Raw genomic sequence first — 17,984 nt, forward strand, 5'->3', positions numbered from 1 at the left:
CCAAGACTTACAACCCTGAGAGGGATTGACGCATAGTGCTCGACGTCAACTTCTTCGATGAGCTCCGGATCGGTCTGGCCACCGCTGACGACATCCGTCAGTGGAGCCACGGCGAGGTCAAGAAGCCCGAGACCATCAACTACCGCACGCTCAAGCCCGAGAAGGACGGACTCTTCTGCGAGAAGATCTTCGGTCCGACCCGGGACTGGGAGTGCTACTGCGGCAAGTACAAGCGTGTCCGCTTCAAGGGCATCATCTGTGAGCGGTGTGGCGTCGAGGTCACCCGCGCCAAGGTGCGCCGTGAGCGGATGGGCCACATCGAGCTCGCCGCTCCCGTCACCCACATCTGGTACTTCAAGGGCGTCCCGTCGCGCCTCGGATACCTGCTCGACCTCGCGCCGAAGGACCTCGAGAAGGTCATCTACTTCGCCGCGTACATGATCACGTTCGTCGACGACGAGCGTCGTACGCGTGACCTGCCCTCGCTGGAGGCGCACGTCTCCGTCGAGCGTCAGCAGATCGAGAACCGTCGCGACTCCGACCTGGAGGCCCGCGCCAAGAAGCTCGAGACCGACCTGGCCGAGCTCGAGGCCGAGGGCGCCAAGGCCGACGTGCGCCGCAAGGTGCGCGAGGGCGCCGAGCGTGAGATGAAGCAGCTGCGCGACCGTGCGCAGCGCGAGATCGACCGTCTCGACGAGGTCTGGAACCGCTTCAAGAACCTCAAGGTCCAGGACCTGGAGGGCGACGAGCTCCTCTACCGCGAGCTGCGTGACCGCTTCGGCACGTACTTCGACGGTTCGATGGGTGCCGCGGCGCTGCAGAAGCGCCTGGAGTCCTTCGACCTGGAGGAGGAGGCCGAGCGCCTCCGCGAGATCATCCGTACCGGCAAGGGCCAGAAGAAGACCCGTGCGCTCAAGCGCCTCAAGGTCGTCTCCGCGTTCCTGCAGACCGCGAACAGCCCCAAGGGCATGGTTCTCGACTGCGTGCCGGTGATCCCGCCGGACCTGCGTCCGATGGTGCAGCTGGACGGTGGCCGCTTCGCGACCTCCGACCTGAACGACCTGTACCGCCGTGTGATCAACCGCAACAACCGTCTGAAGCGTCTGCTCGACCTCGGTGCCCCCGAGATCATCGTGAACAACGAGAAGCGGATGCTCCAGGAGGCGGTCGACGCCCTCTTCGACAACGGCCGTCGTGGTCGCCCGGTCACGGGCCCCGGCAACCGTCCGCTGAAGTCCCTCAGCGACATGCTGAAGGGCAAGCAGGGTCGATTCCGTCAGAACCTGCTCGGTAAGCGTGTGGACTACTCCGCGCGTTCCGTCATCGTCGTCGGTCCGCAGCTGAAGCTGCACCAGTGTGGTCTGCCGAAGGCCATGGCGCTGGAGCTCTTCAAGCCGTTCGTGATGAAGCGCCTGGTCGACCTGAACCACGCGCAGAACATCAAGAGCGCCAAGCGGATGGTCGAGCGCGGCCGCACGGTCGTGTACGACGTTCTCGAAGAGGTCATCGCCGAGCACCCGGTTCTGCTGAACCGTGCGCCCACGCTGCACCGCCTCGGCATCCAGGCCTTCGAGCCGCAGCTGGTCGAGGGCAAGGCCATCCAGATCCACCCGCTCGTCTGCACCGCGTTCAACGCGGACTTCGACGGTGACCAGATGGCCGTCCACCTGCCGCTCTCCGCGGAGGCGCAGGCCGAGGCCCGCATCCTGATGCTGTCCTCGAACAACATCCTCAAGCCGGCCGACGGCCGTCCGGTCACGATGCCGACCCAGGACATGGTCCTCGGTCTGTTCTTCCTGACCACCGACGGTGAGCTGCGCGACACCAAGGGCGAGGGCCGCGCGTTCGGCTCCACCGCGGAGGCCACCATGGCCTTCGACGCCGGCGAGCTCGCGCTGCAGTCGTCCGTCGACATCCGCTTCCCGATCGGCACCGTTCCGCCGCGCGGCTGGGTTCCCCCGGTCGCCGAGGAGGGCGAGCCGGAGTGGCAGCAGGGTGACTCGTTCCGTCTGCGTACGTCGCTGGGCCGCGCGCTCTTCAACGAGCTGCTGCCCGAGGACTACCCCTTCGTCGACTACTCGGTCGGCAAGAAGCAGCTCTCCGAGATCGTCAACGACCTCGCCGAGCGCTACCCCAAGGTCATCGTGGCGGCGACGCTCGACAACCTGAAGGCGGCGGGCTTCTACTGGGCGACCCGTTCCGGCGTCACCGTGGCCATCTCCGACGTCGTCGTGCCCGAGGCCAAGAAGGCCATCGTCAAGGGCTACGAGGAGCAGGACGAGAAGGTCCAGAAGCAGTACGAGCGCGGTCTGATCACCAAGGAAGAGCGCACTCAGGAGCTCATCGCGATCTGGACCAAGGCGACCAACGAGGTTGCCGAGGCGATGAACGCGAACTTCCCGAAGACGAACCCCATCTTCATGATGGTTGACTCGGGTGCCCGAGGAAACATGATGCAGATGCGTCAGATCGCCGGTATGCGTGGTCTGGTGTCGAACGCCAAGAACGAGACGATCCCGCGTCCCATCAAGGCGTCCTTCCGTGAGGGCCTCACCGTCCTCGAGTACTTCATCTCGACGCACGGTGCCCGTAAGGGTCTGGCCGACACCGCCCTGCGTACCGCCGACTCGGGTTACCTGACCCGTCGTCTGGTGGACGTCTCGCAGGACGTGATCATCCGCGAGGAGGACTGCGGCACCGAGCGCGGTCTGAAGCTGAAGATCGCCGAGAAGGGTGCCGACGGCATCCTGCGGAAGACGGACGACGTCGAGACCTCCGTGTACGCGCGGATGCTCGCCGAGGACGTCGTCGTGGACGGCAAGGTCATCGCGCCGGCCAACGTCGACCTGGGTGACGTGCTCATCGACGCCCTCGTGGGCGCCGGCGTGGAGGAGGTCAAGACCCGCTCGGTCCTGACCTGTGAGTCCGCCGTCGGTACCTGTGCCTTCTGCTACGGCCGTTCGCTGGCCACCGGCAAGCTGGTCGACATCGGTGAGGCCGTCGGCATCATCGCGGCCCAGTCCATCGGTGAGCCCGGTACCCAGCTGACGATGCGTACCTTCCACACCGGTGGTGTGGCCGGTGACGACATCACCCAGGGTCTGCCCCGTGTTGTCGAGCTCTTCGAGGCCCGTCAGCCCAAGGGTGTCGCCCCGATCTCGGAGGCGGCCGGCCGCGTCCGTATCGAGGAGACCGAGAAGACCAAGAAGATCGTCGTCACCCCGGACGACGGCAGCGACGAGACGGCGTTCCCGATCTCGAAGCGTGCCCGTCTGCTCGTGGGCGAGGGCGACCACGTCGAGGTGGGCCAGAAGCTCACCGTGGGTGCCACCAACCCGCACGACGTGCTGCGGATCCTCGGTCAGCGCGCGGTCCAGGTCCACCTGGTCGGCGAAGTCCAGAAGGTCTACAACTCGCAGGGTGTGTCGATCCACGACAAGCACATCGAGATCATCATCCGGCAGATGCTGCGCCGCGTGACGATCATCGAGTCCGGCGACGCGGAGCTGCTGCCGGGCGAGCTCGTCGAGCGCTCGAAGTTCGAGACCGAGAACCGTCGTGTGGTCACCGAGGGCGGTCACCCCGCCTCCGGCCGTCCGCAGCTGATGGGTATCACCAAGGCCTCGCTGGCGACGGAGTCCTGGCTGTCGGCCGCCTCCTTCCAGGAGACGACCCGAGTCCTGACGGATGCGGCGATCAACGCCAAGTCCGACAGCCTCATCGGCCTCAAGGAGAACGTCATCATCGGTAAGCTCATCCCGGCCGGTACGGGTCTGTCCCGCTACCGCAACATCCGGGTCGAGCCGACCGAGGAGGCCAAGGCCGCGATGTACTCGGCCGTCGGCTACGACGACATCGACTACTCGCCGTTCGGCACGGGCTCCGGCCAGGCCGTTCCGCTGGAGGACTACGACTACGGTCCGTACAACCAGTAAGCGAGTCGCTTGATCGACCGAAGGGCGGTCACCCCGTTGCGTACGGGGTGGCCGCCCTTCGGGCTTTCACCGGCTCGCGATCTCCCACAGGGCGAAGCCCAGGCCTGCCGTGGCGGTGAGGGCGGCGACCGAGGCCAGGGGCCAGCGGGCGCGTTCCAGGGCGTCGAGGCGGGCCTCGTGGTCGGCGAGCTGTTTGTCGGTCTGGTCGCTGCGCTGGACGAGGAGGGCGAGCGAGCCGTCGACGCGGGCGAAGCCGGCCTCCAGCGTGCCGCGGAGCCGCTCCAGTTCCAGCGCCACCGCCACCGGGTCGTTCGGATCAGACTCGGTCATCCGCCGCCCCCGGGGTGGTGCGCAGCCAGGAGGGCAGCAGGTTCTGGACGGCCGGTACCGCCATCACCCGGGTCAGGGCGGCGGCGACGGCGAGCGCTCCGGCGACCCAGGGGAGGGTGGCGGGGAGGCCGGAGGCGTCGACGATCGCGGGGAGGACGACGGCGATGCCGACCGCGCTCTGCAGGACGGTGCGGACGGTCCGCTTCGTGTTCTCGGACAGGGCCATGGGGGCTCCTCGGGTTCAGGTGGTGTGGGGGACCTTGAGCGCGTTCCAGGAGGTGGCGCCCGGCCAGCCGTCGGCGTCGGTGCCGCGGAAGCCGAGCTTGCGCTGCCAGGCGGCGTACGACTGGCGGTCGGACTCGGACCAGCGGGGGCTCGGGCCGACCTGGTAGCGGCCGCAGCCCTCGGCCATCAGCCGGCGGCCCATCGCGGTGACGATCGGGGAGCTCGGGTTCGCCTTGAAGAACGCGGTGCCGGGGAACGGCTGGTAGCGCGGCGGGGCGGGCTTCTGCGGGGTGGTCGGGGGCTGCTTCGACGGGGCCGCGCCGAGCCGCTTCTGGACCCGCTCGCGCATGCCCGGCATCGCGAAGCCGCGCGGGTCGCTCTTCCAGTCCGACCACTCCAGGTGGCCGATGACGGACTTGGCGCCCCAGCCGTGGGCGCGGCAGAGCGCGGCGGAGGTCCGTTCGATGGCGTCGAGCTGGGCGGCCGGCCAGGGGTCGGCGCCGTTGCCGAGGTTGATGCACTCGAAGCCGTAGAAGCGGGAGTTGCCGTCGACGGCGCCGGGGCTGCCCTGGTGCATCCGGGGGGCCGGGGGCCGGGCCCCGTACGTCTCGGTGATCACGGCCTGGAGGACCGAGGGGTCGCCGCCGCCGGCGTGGTTGGCGCGGCCGTTGGCGACGAGGTGGACGGTGCCGTCCTTGGCGATCACGCCGTGGCAGAGCGGGCCCGGCAGTCCGGCGTAGCCGTTGTAGCAGAGCTCGACGGACGAGGCGGTGCCGCTGGAGACGGTGTGGTGGATCATCACGCCGACGACGGGACCCCAGGCTCCCGCCTGGTTGCGGTGGTGGGTGCGCCAGCTGTCGTGCTCGACGACCTTGACGCCTTCGGCGCGGAGCGCGGCGACGAGCCGGTCCGCTGTGAGGGGAGTGGCCATGGGTGACCTCCAGGCTTGCGGGCATGAAAAAAGCCCGCTCGGGGCGGGCGTACGTTCGGTGTGGGGAGGGTTCCTACGGAGCGGGCTGCGGGGTCGGTTCCGGCTCGGGCTCCGGCGGGGCCCAGGTCGCGCAGAGCGCGGCGTAGGCGGCGCGCCGGTTCTCGAAGTCGGCGAGGGCCCTGGTGACGGCGCGCTCGACGGCGGTCGGGTCGGGGGTGACCGGTTCGCCGTTCTCGCCGTTGACGACCACCGTCGCGTAGCCGCGCAGGCTGGCGTCCCCGATGCCGCTCTTGCTGGTCTGGACGGTGACGTACACCGACGGGTACTGGCCGGTGACCGGGTCCCGGTCCAGGGTGTTGCCGAGGGTGTTGTCGTACACGCGGACGTCGAGGGTGTGGCTGCCCTCGGTGACGACGGCGCGGCCCGCGTAGTCGATGGCCACGCCCCAGGGCTGTGCGGGGTCGATGATCATGGTGTGCTCCTCGTCAGGTCTGGGTGCCGTAGATCAGGACGGGCTGGGCGTAGACGGTCCCGCCGGTGGCCAGGGCCTGGATCTCGATCAGCATGGTCTGGCCGAACCGGGTGTTCATGTCGCCGGGGATCAGACCGGTGTGGTCGTAGGTCGTGCCGGCGGTGACGGTGGGGCCGAACTGCTGGCCGTCGACGAGGACCTTCACCTGGCCGGTGGCGCCGCTGGACACCGCCGTGTTCACCGAGAGCCGCAGCTTCGGCTGCCAGATGGGGTTGAAGGACCTGGCGACCGTGGTGAAGGCGGCGCTGGTGGTGGCCGGCCAGTGCGCCTTGTCGACGGTCATCGGCGGCATCAGCTGGAGCCAGGGCCGGGCGAGGCCACCGGTCATGATGTCGTCGGCGAAGATCTCGTGGCCGTAGCCGTCGAAGATCCGGAACAGCGGCCGGTTGATGGTGACGCCGCCGGTCTGGGCGGGCGGGCGGATCTCGCTGACCGCAGGCCGGGTGTTGACGGCCGTGGACAGGGCCTTGAGCCGCTTCTCCATCTGGTTGAGCCGGTCGATGATGTCCTCGGGCAGCTGGGGCATCAGGCCTCCTCAAGGTAGAGCTCGGCGGTGTCGGGGCGGCCGCGCTCCGGGGGAGTGACCTTGACGCCGATGATGCGGTAGCGGGAGTCGAGGCCCTCGGAGTACCACTCGTCGGTGATGCGGATGCGGGCGATGCGGCCGATGAGCGCCGGGGGGACGACCCCGCCGAGGTGGATGCTGATCGAGGGGATCACGACGGCGCCCTGGGCCTCGGCGAGTTCCCGCTTGGCCAGCGAGTCGAGGGTGAGCGTGTCGGTGACCTCGTTGTGGTCGGAGGAGAGGTCGATGAGCGGCCAGCCGTCCGCGAGCAGGTCGCTGGCGACCTGCTGGGTGGAGGTGATCGGCCGGGACTCTGTACCGGCGTTGGAGTTCGTCGACGCCCCGCGGGCCAGCGCGGTGGTGCCGCCGCGGGTCGCGTCGTACGGGAAGGAGTACGACAGGATGACGCCGGGCCGGTCGAAGATCAGGTCGGTCGCACCGTTGACGATCTTGGGCCAGCCGAGCCGGAGTTGCCGTACCCGCTTGCCGTCGACCGGGTCGCGGTAGACGAGGATCTGGTGCTCGAAGCCGTTCTGCAGGGAGGCCAGTTGGTCGAGCGCCTCCAGGTAGACGGTCTCGTCGCCCTTGCGCCAGGCGGCCGTCCGGAGGACCTCGGACTGCTCCGTGCCGTAGGTGATCCCGAGGCGGCGCGGCTGCTTCCCGTCGGGCAGGGGCACGGTGGGGTCGTCCTGGGCGTCGAGTTCCTTCCAGAGCCGGCGGGCGATCTCCAGCTGGTCGGTCGGGGTCGTGAACGAGATGTCCGTACGGATGCGGCGGCGGCTCGCGTACGAGTCGAAGGTCGCGGCCTGGACGCCGAGGGTCAGCACCCCGCGCCCGCTGGACTGCAGGGTGGCGGTCCACACGATGCCGCCCCACCACAGGTCGCCGCCGCGCTCCAGGTAGACCGCGGTGCGGCCCTCCTGGACCTTCTTGACCCGGTCGGCGATCTCCTTGTTGGGGATGGGGATGGTGCCGGACAGGGAGCCGGCCTTGCCGATGTAGTCGTCGAAGGAGACGTCCCGCAGGGGCAGGATGTCCAGGGTCTGGTCGGTGATCAGGTCGCAGAAGATCGCCCGGTAGGGCGTTTCGAGTGCCATCGCGGGCTCCTTACTGGACGAAGGTGGCGGTGATGCGCAGGTTCCGGCCGGCGGTCAGGACGCCGTTGCCGGACCAGGTACGGACATGGACCGACCCGCCGGTCGAGAAGGTGAAGGCGCCGGAGCCGTAGAAGTCGGTGCCGGTGGCCTCGTAGTCGAGCGCGGGACGCCAGCCGGCCGGCAGGGTGCACACCAGCTCGTCGGGGCTGAGGTTGCCGGCGGTGGTGGCGGTCAGGTCGGCCCCGCTGCGGACCACCGTCACGGACACGGTGCAGACGCCGCGGGTCTTGCGGCCGACGAAGCCGACCAGCGTCCAGCCGGTGGCCGCGGCCGCCCCGGTGACGGTCGTCTCGACCTCGACCGGCGGCTGGTAGTTCACCCACGCCGTGCCGTTCCAGCGCTGGAGCGTGCCGCCGTTCTCCCGGAACTGCCCGGTGTAGCCGCCGGTGGACACCGTGCCGCTGGGCGCGATGCCGCCGACCTCCTTCGGGTACGCCACCCAGGCGGTGCCGTCCCAGCGCTGCAGGAAGTGGGCGTTGTCGTTGTCCTGGTACTGGCCCGGATAACTGCCCGGCACCGCCGCGTTGTTGTAGACGGGCATGATGCCGCCGACGCCCGCGGTCGTGACGCGCAGGTCGGAGACGGTCCCCGCCGTCGTCCAGGGGATGCCGCCGGTGCCGGCGGAGGCCGCGGCGGGGACCTTGACCGAGAACAGCGTGAGCGAGTGCGCGGGTGCGGCCGGCGGCTCCGGAGCGGCCTTCGCCACGCCCTGGACGATCTCGATCGCGGCCTCGCTCTTCTGCGAGCCGTCGAACTGGTCGTCGTACACGCGCAGGACGACCAGGTCGATGCGCGGGTGGAGCGGGCTGCCGTCGGCGAAGGTGAGGACGGTGTCCGCGTCGAGCGTGACGTGGTACGGGCCCTGGGCGACCGGGCCCTGGACGACGGCCCGGCCGTGGAAGAGGGCGGCGGTCATCGGACCGTTGCCGCTCAGCCACAGGCCGCCGACGCGGTACTTGCCGTCGTACGTGCCGGGCATGACCCCGGAGCGGACGCTGAGCGGCCCGGCGGGGGTGGTGGCACCGATGTCGGTGTGACGGGTGTCGAGGCGGGTCTGCCCGGTGGGGGGCAGCCAGCCGCTGCGAAGCGCCATGGGTGGGTCTCCTGGGGTCGGGCGGTCACGCCTGCGGGTCGACGCGGATGAAGGAGTTGTCGTACCAGGCCTTCAGGCCCGCGTCGCTGGACCGGTAGTAGGCGGTGAGGGTGTAGCTCGCGCCGGCCGTCAGGTTGGAGAGGCGCTGCGTGGTCGAGGCGGAGAAGCCGTCCACGTGCTCGGTCGGCCGCGCCGCCTTCACGGACAGCTCGTCGTCCAACTCGCGCACCACGGTGGCGCCCTGGGTGACGCGGACGCCCATCCAGCCGGTGCCCTTGATGCCGGCCGTGCCGGAGGCGATGTGCAGCTCGATGCGCGAGCCGAAGGTCACCAGGACGGCCCTGGACGGCGGCGCGGTGAAGGTGATCCGCAGCGGGTTGGTGGTGCGCTCGACGAGCGTGTCCACGTAGGTCGTGGACGTGGTGTAGCCGGCGTCCAGCGAGTCGATGAAGTACGGACCCGGTACGGCCGGCGCCCACGCCGTGCCGTTCCAGCGCTGGAGCTGGCCGCCGGTGGAGTCCCGGTACTGGCCGGTGTAGCTGGCCGCGGTGGTGGAGAAGGAGTTCGGGACGATGCCGCCGACCGCCGCCGGGTACGCGACCCACTTGCCGCCGTCCCAGCGCTGGAACTGGCCGTCCGCCGTGTCCTGGTACTGGCCCGGGTGCGTCCCCGGAGCCACCGGCCCCTCGACCGGCAGGATGCCGCCGACGGCAACGACCGGGGTACGCAGGTCCTTGAGCGCGGTCGACCACGGGATGCCGCCGTTGCCCGCGCTGACGCCGGCCGGCACGGTCACCTCGTACAGCGGGAGGCTGCGCGGCGGGACCGGCATCGCCTTCGGCGCCTGCTCGGGCACGCCCTGGATGACCTCGATCACGGCCTCGTTGCGCTGGCCCTCGTAGAGCCGGTCGTAGACCCGCAGGACGACCAGGTCGATCCGGCCGTACTGGGGGTTGCCCGGCGCGAAGGTGACCGTCTCGGAGGCGGGCAGGGTCACCGGGTAGACGCCCTGGGAGATCTCGCCCTGGATGACCGCCCGCCCCTCCGAGACGGTCGCCGACATGGCGGAGGCGCTCGTCATCCAGAAGCCGGAGAGCCGGTGCTGGCCGCTGTAGGAGCCCGGGAGGATGCCGGAGCGGACCTGGACGGGGTTCTGCATGGTGGTGGCACCGGTCTGGGTGAGCCGGGTGTCCTCGCGGGTCTGGCCGGTCTCGGCGACCCAGCTGCTGCGCAGGTTCATGGGGTTCTCCAATCAGAGGAAGGGGCGGCGTCGGGACGTACGGGCGTCAGGACTTCAGCCACTCGGCGGTGAGGGCGCACGCGTAGCCGGAGCCGCCGAGGGTCTTGATCGCGGCGCTGTGGCTGTGGAAGCCCGCCAGCTGGACCGCGTTGCCGGCGTCGAGCCTCATCAGGCCGGAGCCGCCGACGGAGATCGCGCCGTTGCCGGCGGGACCGAGCCAGGTCAGCCGGGACTGCCCGACGCCGCCGACGGTGACGCGGGCGCCGCGCATGCCGGTCTGGCCGTCGTTGGCCCAGGTGACGTGGGCGGCGATCCGCCACATGCCGCTGCGCGGCACGACGTACGTGTGGGTCCCGTTGAAGCTCTTGGTGTCGTCGGCCTCGACGGTCGGCAGATTGATCGGGGTCCACGTGTTGGCCGGGACGCTCTGCTGCTGGGAGGTCGTCCACTGGGTCGCGGCGAACAGGATCTTCCCCGTGCCCTCGACGTACTGCCAGGCCGAGCCGTCCCAGCGCTGCAGGATCCCCGAGTCGTCCCGGTACTGCCCGGTGTAGCCGCCGGTCGTCGCCTGCGCGCCGGGCGCGATGCCGCCGAGCGCCTTCGGGTACGAGACCCAGGTGGCGCCGTCCCAGCGCTGGAGCGTCCCGCCCGCGTCGCGGTACTGCCCGACGTACGCGCCCTTGAAGCCGCTCGTGGGCAGGATGCCGCCGAGCGCCACCACCGGCCAGTGCTGCGGGGTGACCCCGGTCGTGGTCCAGGCGATGCCGCCGTTGCCGGCCGAGATGCCCTTGGGGACCTTGACCGTGTAGAGCGGCAGGGCGCTGCCCGGGCCGGAGGCCGGCGCCACGGGGTTGGCGTGTGGGACGCCCTTGACCAGGCGGATCACGGCGTCGGTCGTGCCGGTCTTGTCGTAGGCGTCGTCGACGACGGCCAGTTCGATCAGATCGATCCGGTCGTACTGCGCGTCGCCGTCCTCGATGGTGAGCGTCTCGGGTGAGATCGCGCTGACCAGGTAGGCGCCCTGACGGGTGTCCTTGCCCTGGACGATCGCGCGGCCCGTGCCGATGGTGCACTGCATCGCGGCGGTCCCGGTGAGGACGAAGCCGCCCGGCACGATGCCCGGCCGGGAACGCAGTGGGGTCTCGTCGGGGGACTGACCACTGGGAGTGAGCAGGGCGGCCAGGGTGAGGCGGGTGTCCTCACGGGTCTGACCGGTCGACTGCAGCCAGGCGGCTCGTACAGTCATGGTTCACCTCTTTCGGTTCAGGGACGGGGGTGGGTCACCACTCGGCGCTGCGCCAGCGGACCGTCATCAGGGCGTCCTCGGTGGCCTCGTCGGGGCGGAAGGACAGCTCGGTGCGCCCCGGTTCGAGCAGGAACAGCTCCTCCGGGCTGGAGTCCGCCATCGCGGTGTGGCGGCGGGAGGCGGTGCCGTTGAGCATCACCGTGGCCGCCGCGGTGTCGACGACGAGCTCCTCGCCCGCGGCCAGGTCGATCGCGTACCGCAGGCGGCGTCGGCTGCCCCGCTCGGTGACGGTCGGCATGGAGCACGGGCCGCGGAAGGTGATCACCGGGTGGGTGGCGGCGGAGCCGGTGTTCTCGGCGACGGCGTCGCCGGTCGACTTGGCCTCGCCCCAGTTGAGCGGCCAGGTCAGCGGCCAGGTGAGGCCGGACTCGGGCTGCGGGGCCGTGGTGGAGGCGACCTGCTCGTTGACGGCGTAGCGGCGCGGGTCGGCCGCGAGCCACTGGATCGACATCTTCGAGCTGCCCTGGGTGGCGAAGCCCTGGTCGGCGGGGACCACGCGCTGGGCGATCCGGGCGCGCACGGTGAGCAGTTCGCCGTGCAGCCGTACGGTCAGCCAGCGCTCCTCGTCGAGCAGGGCGAGGGCCTGACGCAGGGCGCGGACGGCCTGGGTGGCCGCGCTGTACTCCGGCATCAGCACGATGGTGCCGCCGACCTTGCGCGGCTTGGCGTACCGGGAGCCCGGCCAGGCGCCGTGCGAGGTGGGCCGGTCGGCGTCGGAGGAGTCGTACTCGGGCAGGTCCTCCCAGCCGGTGAGACCGGAGCGGTCGACGGCGAAGGGGGTGCCGGGGCCGATGAGCAGCCCGGCCCACTGGATCTGCCCGTCCTGGGTGATCAGCGAGCCGGGCGCGGAGTCGGCGGTGTATTCGTTTCCGGTGGCGTACGGGGTCGTGGTCTCGGCCATGGGGGCCGTCACCTCACTTCTGAGGGGGTGTCAGGTGGGCGGTCGGCGCGGGTGGCCGGCGCTCGGGGTCAGCGGTGGGAGGCCGCGAGGAAGAGCAGGTCCTCGGCGGTCGACCGGGGGCCGGCGCCGGGGTCCTCGTAGAAGTCCCGTATCCGGTGCGGCGGTCGGGGCGGCTCGGTGAGGGCCGGGACGCGACGGTTCTCCAGGACGGCGAGCGAGTCGATGCGCGGGGAGTCGTCGGCGCCGGGGAAGACGACACCGCCGTCGGCGAGCATCGGGATCTTGTCGAGGTCGACGCCGAACTTCTTGCCGAGCAGGTTGAAGCTCAGCTTGTTGAGGCCGTCGATGATCCAGTTGGCGAAGGCGATGAGACCGTTGATCGGCCCTTTGACGACGCCGACGACGCTGCTGAGCGCGCCCTTGATCAGGTCGCCGATCCCGCGCATGGCCCCGCTGACCGCGCTCTTGGCGGTGCGGAAGAAGCCGGGGATCTTGTCGGTGACGAAGGTCAGGATCGGCCGGACGGCGTTCTTGATCCCGCCCATGGTGCTGGAGGCGATCCCGCGCAGGGCGTGGGAGGCGGAGGTGACGGAGGTGCGGACCTTGGAGAGCCCGCCGATGCCGGAGCCGACGATCTTCAGGGCGGTGGTGAACAGGGTCAGGTACGCCTTGAAGTACGTACCGACGGCCTGGCCGAGCACCTTCATGATCGGCTGGAGGAACTTCCACACCGACTGGAAGCCGTTGAGCGCCTGCTGGAAGACCTGCCGCATGATCTTCTGGCCGGTCTCGGAGTTCACCGCGAGCTCGATGAGGTACGCGGCGACGGGCACGATGATGCCGACGAGGAAGCCGATCGGGTTGGCCCGCATGGCGACGTTGATGCCGGTCATGGCGATCGAGGCGACGGTCATGACGGTGCCGTACGTGTCCATCAGCTTGCTGATGACGTCGGTGACGGGGAGCAGCGGCAGGAGGATCGCGAGGAGGCCGCCGACTCCGGTGCCGAGCTTCCCTGCGGCCGTCCTCGCCTTGGCCGCCCGGGCGCCCATCCGCTTGACGCCGTTGGCCGCCTGCGGCCGCTGGAGCTTGCGGACGGAGCCCGCCGCGCCGGACGCGGTGGAGCCGAGGGAGCGTACGGAGCCGCCGGCGTCGCGCAGCACGGCGGCGAACCTGTCCATGCCGCCGCCCGCCCGCTGGGCGTCCTGCCTGAGCCGCTTGAGGGCGTCGGACACACCGCCGACGCCTCGCATCAGGGAGGTCACCGCCGGAGTGACGGCCCCGAACTTCGGCAGGGCGATGGCCGCGGCACTCATCCGCGCGCCTTCGCCAGGTACATCAGCGCGTCGGCCGTCGACTGCGGGTCACTGCCGCGGGCCGCGTGGTAGTGCTCGATGTGCAGCCCGGCGCCCGCGGCGCCGGCCAGGCCGGCCCGGGCCGTCATCTGCGCGCGGCGGGCGGTGAGGGCGAGCAGCCGGTCCAGCTTGGAGAGCGGGAGGACGGCCTCGGCCTCGCCGGCCTCGGCGAGGATCGCCGGGACACCGCCGTTGCGGGGCATGACGACACCACCGGTGGCGAGCATCGGGATGGTCGGGATGTTGACGCCGAAGGTCTTGCCGCCGACGAGCGGCACCCAGCCGGGGACGCTGACCTTGACCCGGTTCAGGCTGCCGATCATCCGGTTGATGAGCCCGATGACGGCGTTGATCGGGCCGGACACACCGCTCTTGATGCCGTCGAACGCCCGGGACGCGATGTCCTTGAGGCCGTTCCAGATCGACGACATCTTGTCCTTGACCGCCTTGAAGGCGTTCGGGATGGCCGTCTTGATCCAGTTGACCACCGGGGTGATGACGGACTTGATGCCGTTCCAGACGGTGCTGATGACGCTCTTGATCGCCTTCATGACCGTGGTGATGACCGTCTTCCAGACGTTCACGTAGGTCTTGATGACGGTGGCGACGGCCTTCACGACGGTGGAGACGGCCTTCTTGATGCCGTTCCAGACCGTCTTGATCAGATCGCCGGCCTTCTTCATGATCGGCCCGATGGCCTTCATGACCGAGCTGATGACGCTCTTGATGGCGCTGAAGGCCTTTTTCATGATCGTCTGCATGGTCTTCGAGCGCGTCGCCATCTCGACGACCTTCTCGATGAGCGGCATGAACAGCTCGATCAGACGGGCGAGGAAGTTGCCCTTCATAGACTTGTTGAGCTTGTCCTGACCCTTGGCGGCCTTGCCGGCGCCGGACTCGTACTTGCCCATCTTGGTGCCGGCGGACTCGGCGGTCCTGCCCGCCTTCGTCATGGACTTCTCGGCCTGGTCCGAGGCCGTCTTGAGGTTCTTGACCTGGGTGCTGGAGCTCTGGGCGTTGCTCTTGAGGTTCTTGAGCTGCCCGTTGGCGGAGTTGCCGGCGTCGCCGACCTTCTTGACCGAGGTCGCGGCGCCGGATGCCTGCGTCTTGAGGTTGCGCAGGGAGTCGGACGCCTTCTTCATGGAGCTGACGAGAGACATGGGTTACCTCCTTTCGTGGTGGGTGGGGATCAGCCGGACATCGCGGAGGCGGCCGCGGCCGCGGCGCTCCTGAGCGAGCGGAACTTCTCGGTGAGGTTCTGACCCGAGCGGGCGAGCCGGTCGGCGGCGTCCGCGGCGGAGGACAGCGTGCGGGCCTTCGGGAGCTTCGCCGGGTCGAAGTGCTTCTGCGCGCCGGCGAGCTTGCCGGTGGCCTTGGCGACCGCGGTGATGTCGTCGGGCTTGGCCTCCGACACGGCCTTGCTCACCTTCTCGACGGCGGTGGCCGTCTTGGTGAGCGCGCTCGCCTTCGGCAGCTTTCCGAACTCGGTGCGGAAGGTGGGCGCGTTGCGGTTGAACTTCTCGAGCTCCGGGTTCAGCTCGGTGAGCTGGTTGCGCAGGTTGTCGAAGTTCGCGGTCGCGGGGAGGTCGGCCAGGCCGCTGCCACCGTTGAAGATCCGGCGCTCCCGATCCTCGACGACATTGCGGTCCTGGAGGCCCAACCCGCCGTTCTCGCTCCGGGCGATGATCCGGCCGCCGGTGATCTTCGCCGTGATGTTCCGGATGATGTTGATCGACATCGCCGCCAGCAGGAGGCCGATCGCGGGGATGGCGAGGCCCAGGAAGGCCGAGGCGAAGTACGGCCAGATGACTCCGAAGTTCTTGCCCTCGGCGATCTTCTCGACGCCGGCGGCGACCCCGCCGAGGCCGGCCGCCTCGAGCCACTCGGTCACGGGGGCCTTCACGGCCTCCTCGTGGATGTCGTCGATCTTCTTGAAGAACGACTCGCTGAACGTCCTCTCCATCCACTGCACGGTCACGACGTGCGGGGACACCGCGATGAGGTGCTCCTTCAGCGCGGAGACCTGCGGGGGCTTCCCGGGCTGGGGCTGCGATTCGAGGAGGGCGGCTCTGAGCTGGGAGAGCTGGAGCGAGATCTCCGCGTTCGATGGATCTGCCATGAGTTACTCCGCTTCCGGCCGGTGACGGCCAAGCGCCAAAAAGCCCCCGCCGACAAGGAACTTCGGCGAGGGCTCGTGCGTAGGGGCGGTGGGGGGATCGGTCAGGCGTCGGCGTCCCGGCGGGGGTCGCGTCGCGTCGTCGCGAGGGCGTCGTTCCAGCCCGCCGTGTACGCGAGGGTCTCGCAGCGGGTGACCTCGGCGTACAGGCTGCCGAGCAACGCTCTCTTGTCGAGGGCGACGGGTCCGTCGAGGAGCTGGCGGAGGCGGTCCTGGAGAGGGGTGTGCGGTCGCGATGCCTCGGCCTGCTGGGTCATGGACGCCTGCCTTCCCTGTACTTGCCCTTGCCTGTGTGGCGGCGCCGCGGAGTGAGGAGCGGGGGCACCACGTGTTCGAACTTCTGTGCGAATAGCAGTGTGGAACACCTGTTCGGTGTTTGTCGAGCGCGAATCGCCTGACGCTCCGTCTGAGTCCACAACGTCGGGTGGGGTTGGTCCGAATCCGGGTGGCTCGGGGCGAGCGGGTACGCTGGATGCACGTTTCCTGGATGGGACCACTTCGGGGAGCCAAGGGTTGTCGGGGGTGCGAGGGGACCCTAGGGGGCGGAAGGCAGTGCTTACGCATGGACAGGGAGCCGAGCGCCGGCCGGCGCGCACCGGTCGTCGACTGGCTGGAGATGAACCCGGATCTGCCTCATCTGTTCGCGCGGGTGTCCGAACTGGTCCATGTCTCCGGATTCGCGCCTGAGGATCTCGTGGTGGTCTCCCGGGCCGAGATCGACCGCCGTGAGACCGCCGCCTTCACCGCCGGCTGGGCCGAGGCCGTCTCGGACGAACTCCCGCGCATACGCCGTGAGTACGAGAGGCGCGTGGCGGACGCCTACGCACAGGGACAGAGTGACGCGCGTGGAATCCGGCGCCCCCAGCGACGGGCGGAGGGCGACCCGGACGGGGCCCGTGTCATCGCGCTGCCCTTCGCCCGGTTCCTCGAACCGCCGGCCGTGGTCCTCCAGGCCGAGGAGCGGGTACGCGGTGAGCGCGAGCGCTTCGAACGGCGGCAGGAGCCCGAGCGGGGGCCCGAGCCGGGACCCGAACCCGAGCTGAGGCCCGACCCGAGGCCCGAACCCGAGCTGAGGTCCGCCCCGGAGCCAGAGTCCGAGCTGAGGCCCGACCCCGACGCGGAGCTCCAGCACGCGACCGCGTCCCCCGGGTCCGAGGACTCCCGCCCCCGCACCGACGAGCCCGGTATCGAACAGGACGGCCCGCCCACCACCCCGGAGGTCCGTACCCGCCGGACCGCCCAGCCGGTACGGAAGGTCGTACGCGGCAAGGGCGGGCGCCCGATAGTGCCGCCGCTCGGCGTCCCCGCCCAGCCGGGACCCGGCACCGACCGCCGCGCGGCGGGGGCCGGTGAACCGGACTCGCGCGCGCAGGGGCGCCGACTGTCGGAACGGGCCAGGGCCCTGGAGGGGGAGCTGGCCGAGCGAGCACAGGAAGCGCCCCCGGAGACCGATCCCTGACGGGAGCGGCTCCGGGGGCCGTGGGGGGTGTCAGCCGAAGAACCGGGCGAGGGCTCCGGGGGAGACCACCTCGCCGGTGTTCCCCTCCTCCGCGGAGTCATCGTCCTGCCCTTCTCCGTCCTCGTCGGTGGCACCCGGACGCGGAACGGGCTTCGGGGGCTCGGGCGGCTCGTCGTCCTCGCCCGTGTTGACGCAGGCGAACATCCAGTTGGCGACGGCCAGATGGTCCACCGCCGCCGCGAGGAGATGGTCGGTGATCGACCACTCCGCGGCCTCGCCGTGCAGCTCCTGCTGCACGGCGCTGTCCCGCGGCAGATGCTTGATCAGCGTCATCACGCGCCGGCTGGAGAGCTCTCCCCGGTGCCAGTCGAGGAGATCGGTGCCGTAATAGCGGAGGAGATCCGCCTCAAGGGCCTCGGCGTGTTCGTCGACGAACTCGACGAGGCTCAGTCTTCCCCCAGGCCGAGCCCGGTCTCGCGACCGTAGGCCTCCAGGATGGCGGCGATGTCCTGCATCGTGATGTCGTGCTGTTCGAACCGGGCGAACTGCTCCTCACCCATCAGGAGCGCGAGCAGGCCGTCCACGTCGTTGTCGTCGAGCTTGCGCAGGCCCTTGGCGGTCGCGCGGGAGAGCTCGGTGGGCAGGGTGTAGGACTCGCCGTCCAGCTCGAAGGACCAGGCGCGGCCGTGGGCCTCCTGTCGCTGGGCGCGGGCGGCGTTGACGTCGAAACGGGCCATGGTGATGCGTACTCCTTGTTCGAGTGAGTGAAGAGGAGAGGG

General features: G+C 70.0%; 18 protein-coding genes. 2 read left to right on the forward strand and 16 right to left on the reverse strand.

Annotated features, from left to right (window positions below; translation table 11 throughout):
- The first annotated feature begins 35 nt into the window (after positions 1-35).
- Complete coding sequence (locus ACWCO8_RS14070) at positions 36-3,935, forward strand: DNA-directed RNA polymerase subunit beta' (RefSeq protein WP_451032445.1); 3,900 nt, start codon at positions 36-38, stop codon at positions 3,933-3,935.
- A 66-nt stretch (positions 3,936-4,001) separates the two neighbouring features.
- Here the strand turns inward: ACWCO8_RS14070 and ACWCO8_RS14075 are convergent, their stop codons facing one another.
- From ACWCO8_RS14075 to ACWCO8_RS14140, 14 genes are all read right to left on the reverse strand, one after another.
- Positions 4,002-4,265: a hypothetical protein gene (locus ACWCO8_RS14075; RefSeq protein WP_315891558.1), complete on the reverse strand. Its 264-nt coding sequence runs from the start codon at positions 4,263-4,265 to the stop codon at positions 4,002-4,004.
- Entirely contained in the window at positions 4,252-4,491 is a 240-nt protein-coding gene (locus ACWCO8_RS14080) for a hypothetical protein (RefSeq protein ID WP_451032446.1), read from the reverse strand. Before ACWCO8_RS14080 ends, ACWCO8_RS14075 begins: the two co-directional genes overlap by 14 nt.
- A gap of 15 nt (positions 4,492-4,506) precedes the next feature.
- Entirely contained in the window at positions 4,507-5,421 is a 915-nt protein-coding gene (locus tag ACWCO8_RS14085) for a peptidoglycan-binding protein (protein ID WP_451032447.1), read from the reverse strand.
- 73 nt (positions 5,422-5,494) lie between these two features.
- On the reverse strand, positions 5,495-5,893 hold the full coding sequence (locus ACWCO8_RS14090; RefSeq protein ID WP_451032448.1) for an ATP-binding protein: 399 nt from the start codon (positions 5,891-5,893) through the stop codon (positions 5,495-5,497).
- A gap of 13 nt (positions 5,894-5,906) precedes the next feature.
- Positions 5,907-6,479 (reverse strand): hypothetical protein, encoded by a 573-nt coding sequence (locus ACWCO8_RS14095; protein WP_451032449.1) that lies wholly within the window; start codon positions 6,477-6,479, stop codon positions 5,907-5,909.
- On the reverse strand, positions 6,479-7,615 hold the full coding sequence (locus tag ACWCO8_RS14100; RefSeq protein WP_451032450.1) for a hypothetical protein: 1,137 nt from the start codon (positions 7,613-7,615) through the stop codon (positions 6,479-6,481). Before ACWCO8_RS14100 ends, ACWCO8_RS14095 begins: the two co-directional genes overlap by 1 nt.
- Before the next feature lie 10 nt (positions 7,616-7,625).
- Positions 7,626-8,768 (reverse strand): hypothetical protein, encoded by a 1,143-nt coding sequence (locus tag ACWCO8_RS14105; RefSeq protein ID WP_451032451.1) that lies wholly within the window; start codon positions 8,766-8,768, stop codon positions 7,626-7,628.
- 25 nt (positions 8,769-8,793) lie between these two features.
- Positions 8,794-10,008: a hypothetical protein gene (locus ACWCO8_RS14110; RefSeq protein ID WP_451032452.1), complete on the reverse strand. Its 1,215-nt coding sequence runs from the start codon at positions 10,006-10,008 to the stop codon at positions 8,794-8,796.
- Positions 10,009-10,054: 46 nt separating this feature from the next.
- A complete protein-coding gene (locus tag ACWCO8_RS14115) occupies positions 10,055-11,254 on the reverse strand; it encodes a hypothetical protein (protein ID WP_451032453.1) in 1,200 nt (399 codons plus the stop codon).
- Positions 11,255-11,288: 34 nt separating this feature from the next.
- Complete coding sequence (locus ACWCO8_RS14120; protein WP_451032454.1) at positions 11,289-12,215, reverse strand: phage distal tail protein; 927 nt, start codon at positions 12,213-12,215, stop codon at positions 11,289-11,291.
- Between the two features lie 68 nt (positions 12,216-12,283).
- Complete coding sequence (locus ACWCO8_RS14125) at positions 12,284-13,531, reverse strand: tape-measure protein (protein ID WP_451032455.1); 1,248 nt, start codon at positions 13,529-13,531, stop codon at positions 12,284-12,286.
- The gene (locus ACWCO8_RS14130; RefSeq protein ID WP_451032456.1) at positions 13,528-14,730 is read right to left on the reverse strand and encodes a phage tail protein; all 1,203 of its coding nucleotides are present in this window, start codon (positions 14,728-14,730) and stop codon (positions 13,528-13,530) included. Before ACWCO8_RS14130 ends, ACWCO8_RS14125 begins: the two co-directional genes overlap by 4 nt.
- Before the next feature lie 29 nt (positions 14,731-14,759).
- The gene (locus ACWCO8_RS14135; protein WP_451032457.1) at positions 14,760-15,689 is read right to left on the reverse strand and encodes a hypothetical protein; all 930 of its coding nucleotides are present in this window, start codon (positions 15,687-15,689) and stop codon (positions 14,760-14,762) included.
- Between the two features lie 101 nt (positions 15,690-15,790).
- Positions 15,791-16,003: a hypothetical protein gene (locus tag ACWCO8_RS14140; RefSeq protein ID WP_451032458.1), complete on the reverse strand. Its 213-nt coding sequence runs from the start codon at positions 16,001-16,003 to the stop codon at positions 15,791-15,793.
- Positions 16,004-16,308: 305 nt separating this feature from the next.
- On the opposite strand from ACWCO8_RS14140, the gene ACWCO8_RS14145 reads away from it, so the two are divergent.
- A complete protein-coding gene (locus ACWCO8_RS14145; protein WP_451032459.1) occupies positions 16,309-17,205 on the forward strand; it encodes a hypothetical protein in 897 nt (298 codons plus the stop codon).
- Between the two features lie 30 nt (positions 17,206-17,235).
- Here the strand turns inward: ACWCO8_RS14145 and ACWCO8_RS14150 are convergent, their stop codons facing one another.
- Together ACWCO8_RS14150 and ACWCO8_RS14155 are read right to left on the reverse strand one after the other, a co-directional pair.
- On the reverse strand, positions 17,236-17,538 hold the full coding sequence (locus ACWCO8_RS14150) for a hypothetical protein (protein WP_451032460.1): 303 nt from the start codon (positions 17,536-17,538) through the stop codon (positions 17,236-17,238).
- 113 nt (positions 17,539-17,651) lie between these two features.
- A complete protein-coding gene (locus ACWCO8_RS14155) occupies positions 17,652-17,942 on the reverse strand; it encodes a hypothetical protein (protein ID WP_362016893.1) in 291 nt (96 codons plus the stop codon).
- Positions 17,943-17,984: the final 42 nt, after the last annotated feature.

Source organism: Streptomyces sp. NPDC001927 (assembly GCF_053594455.1).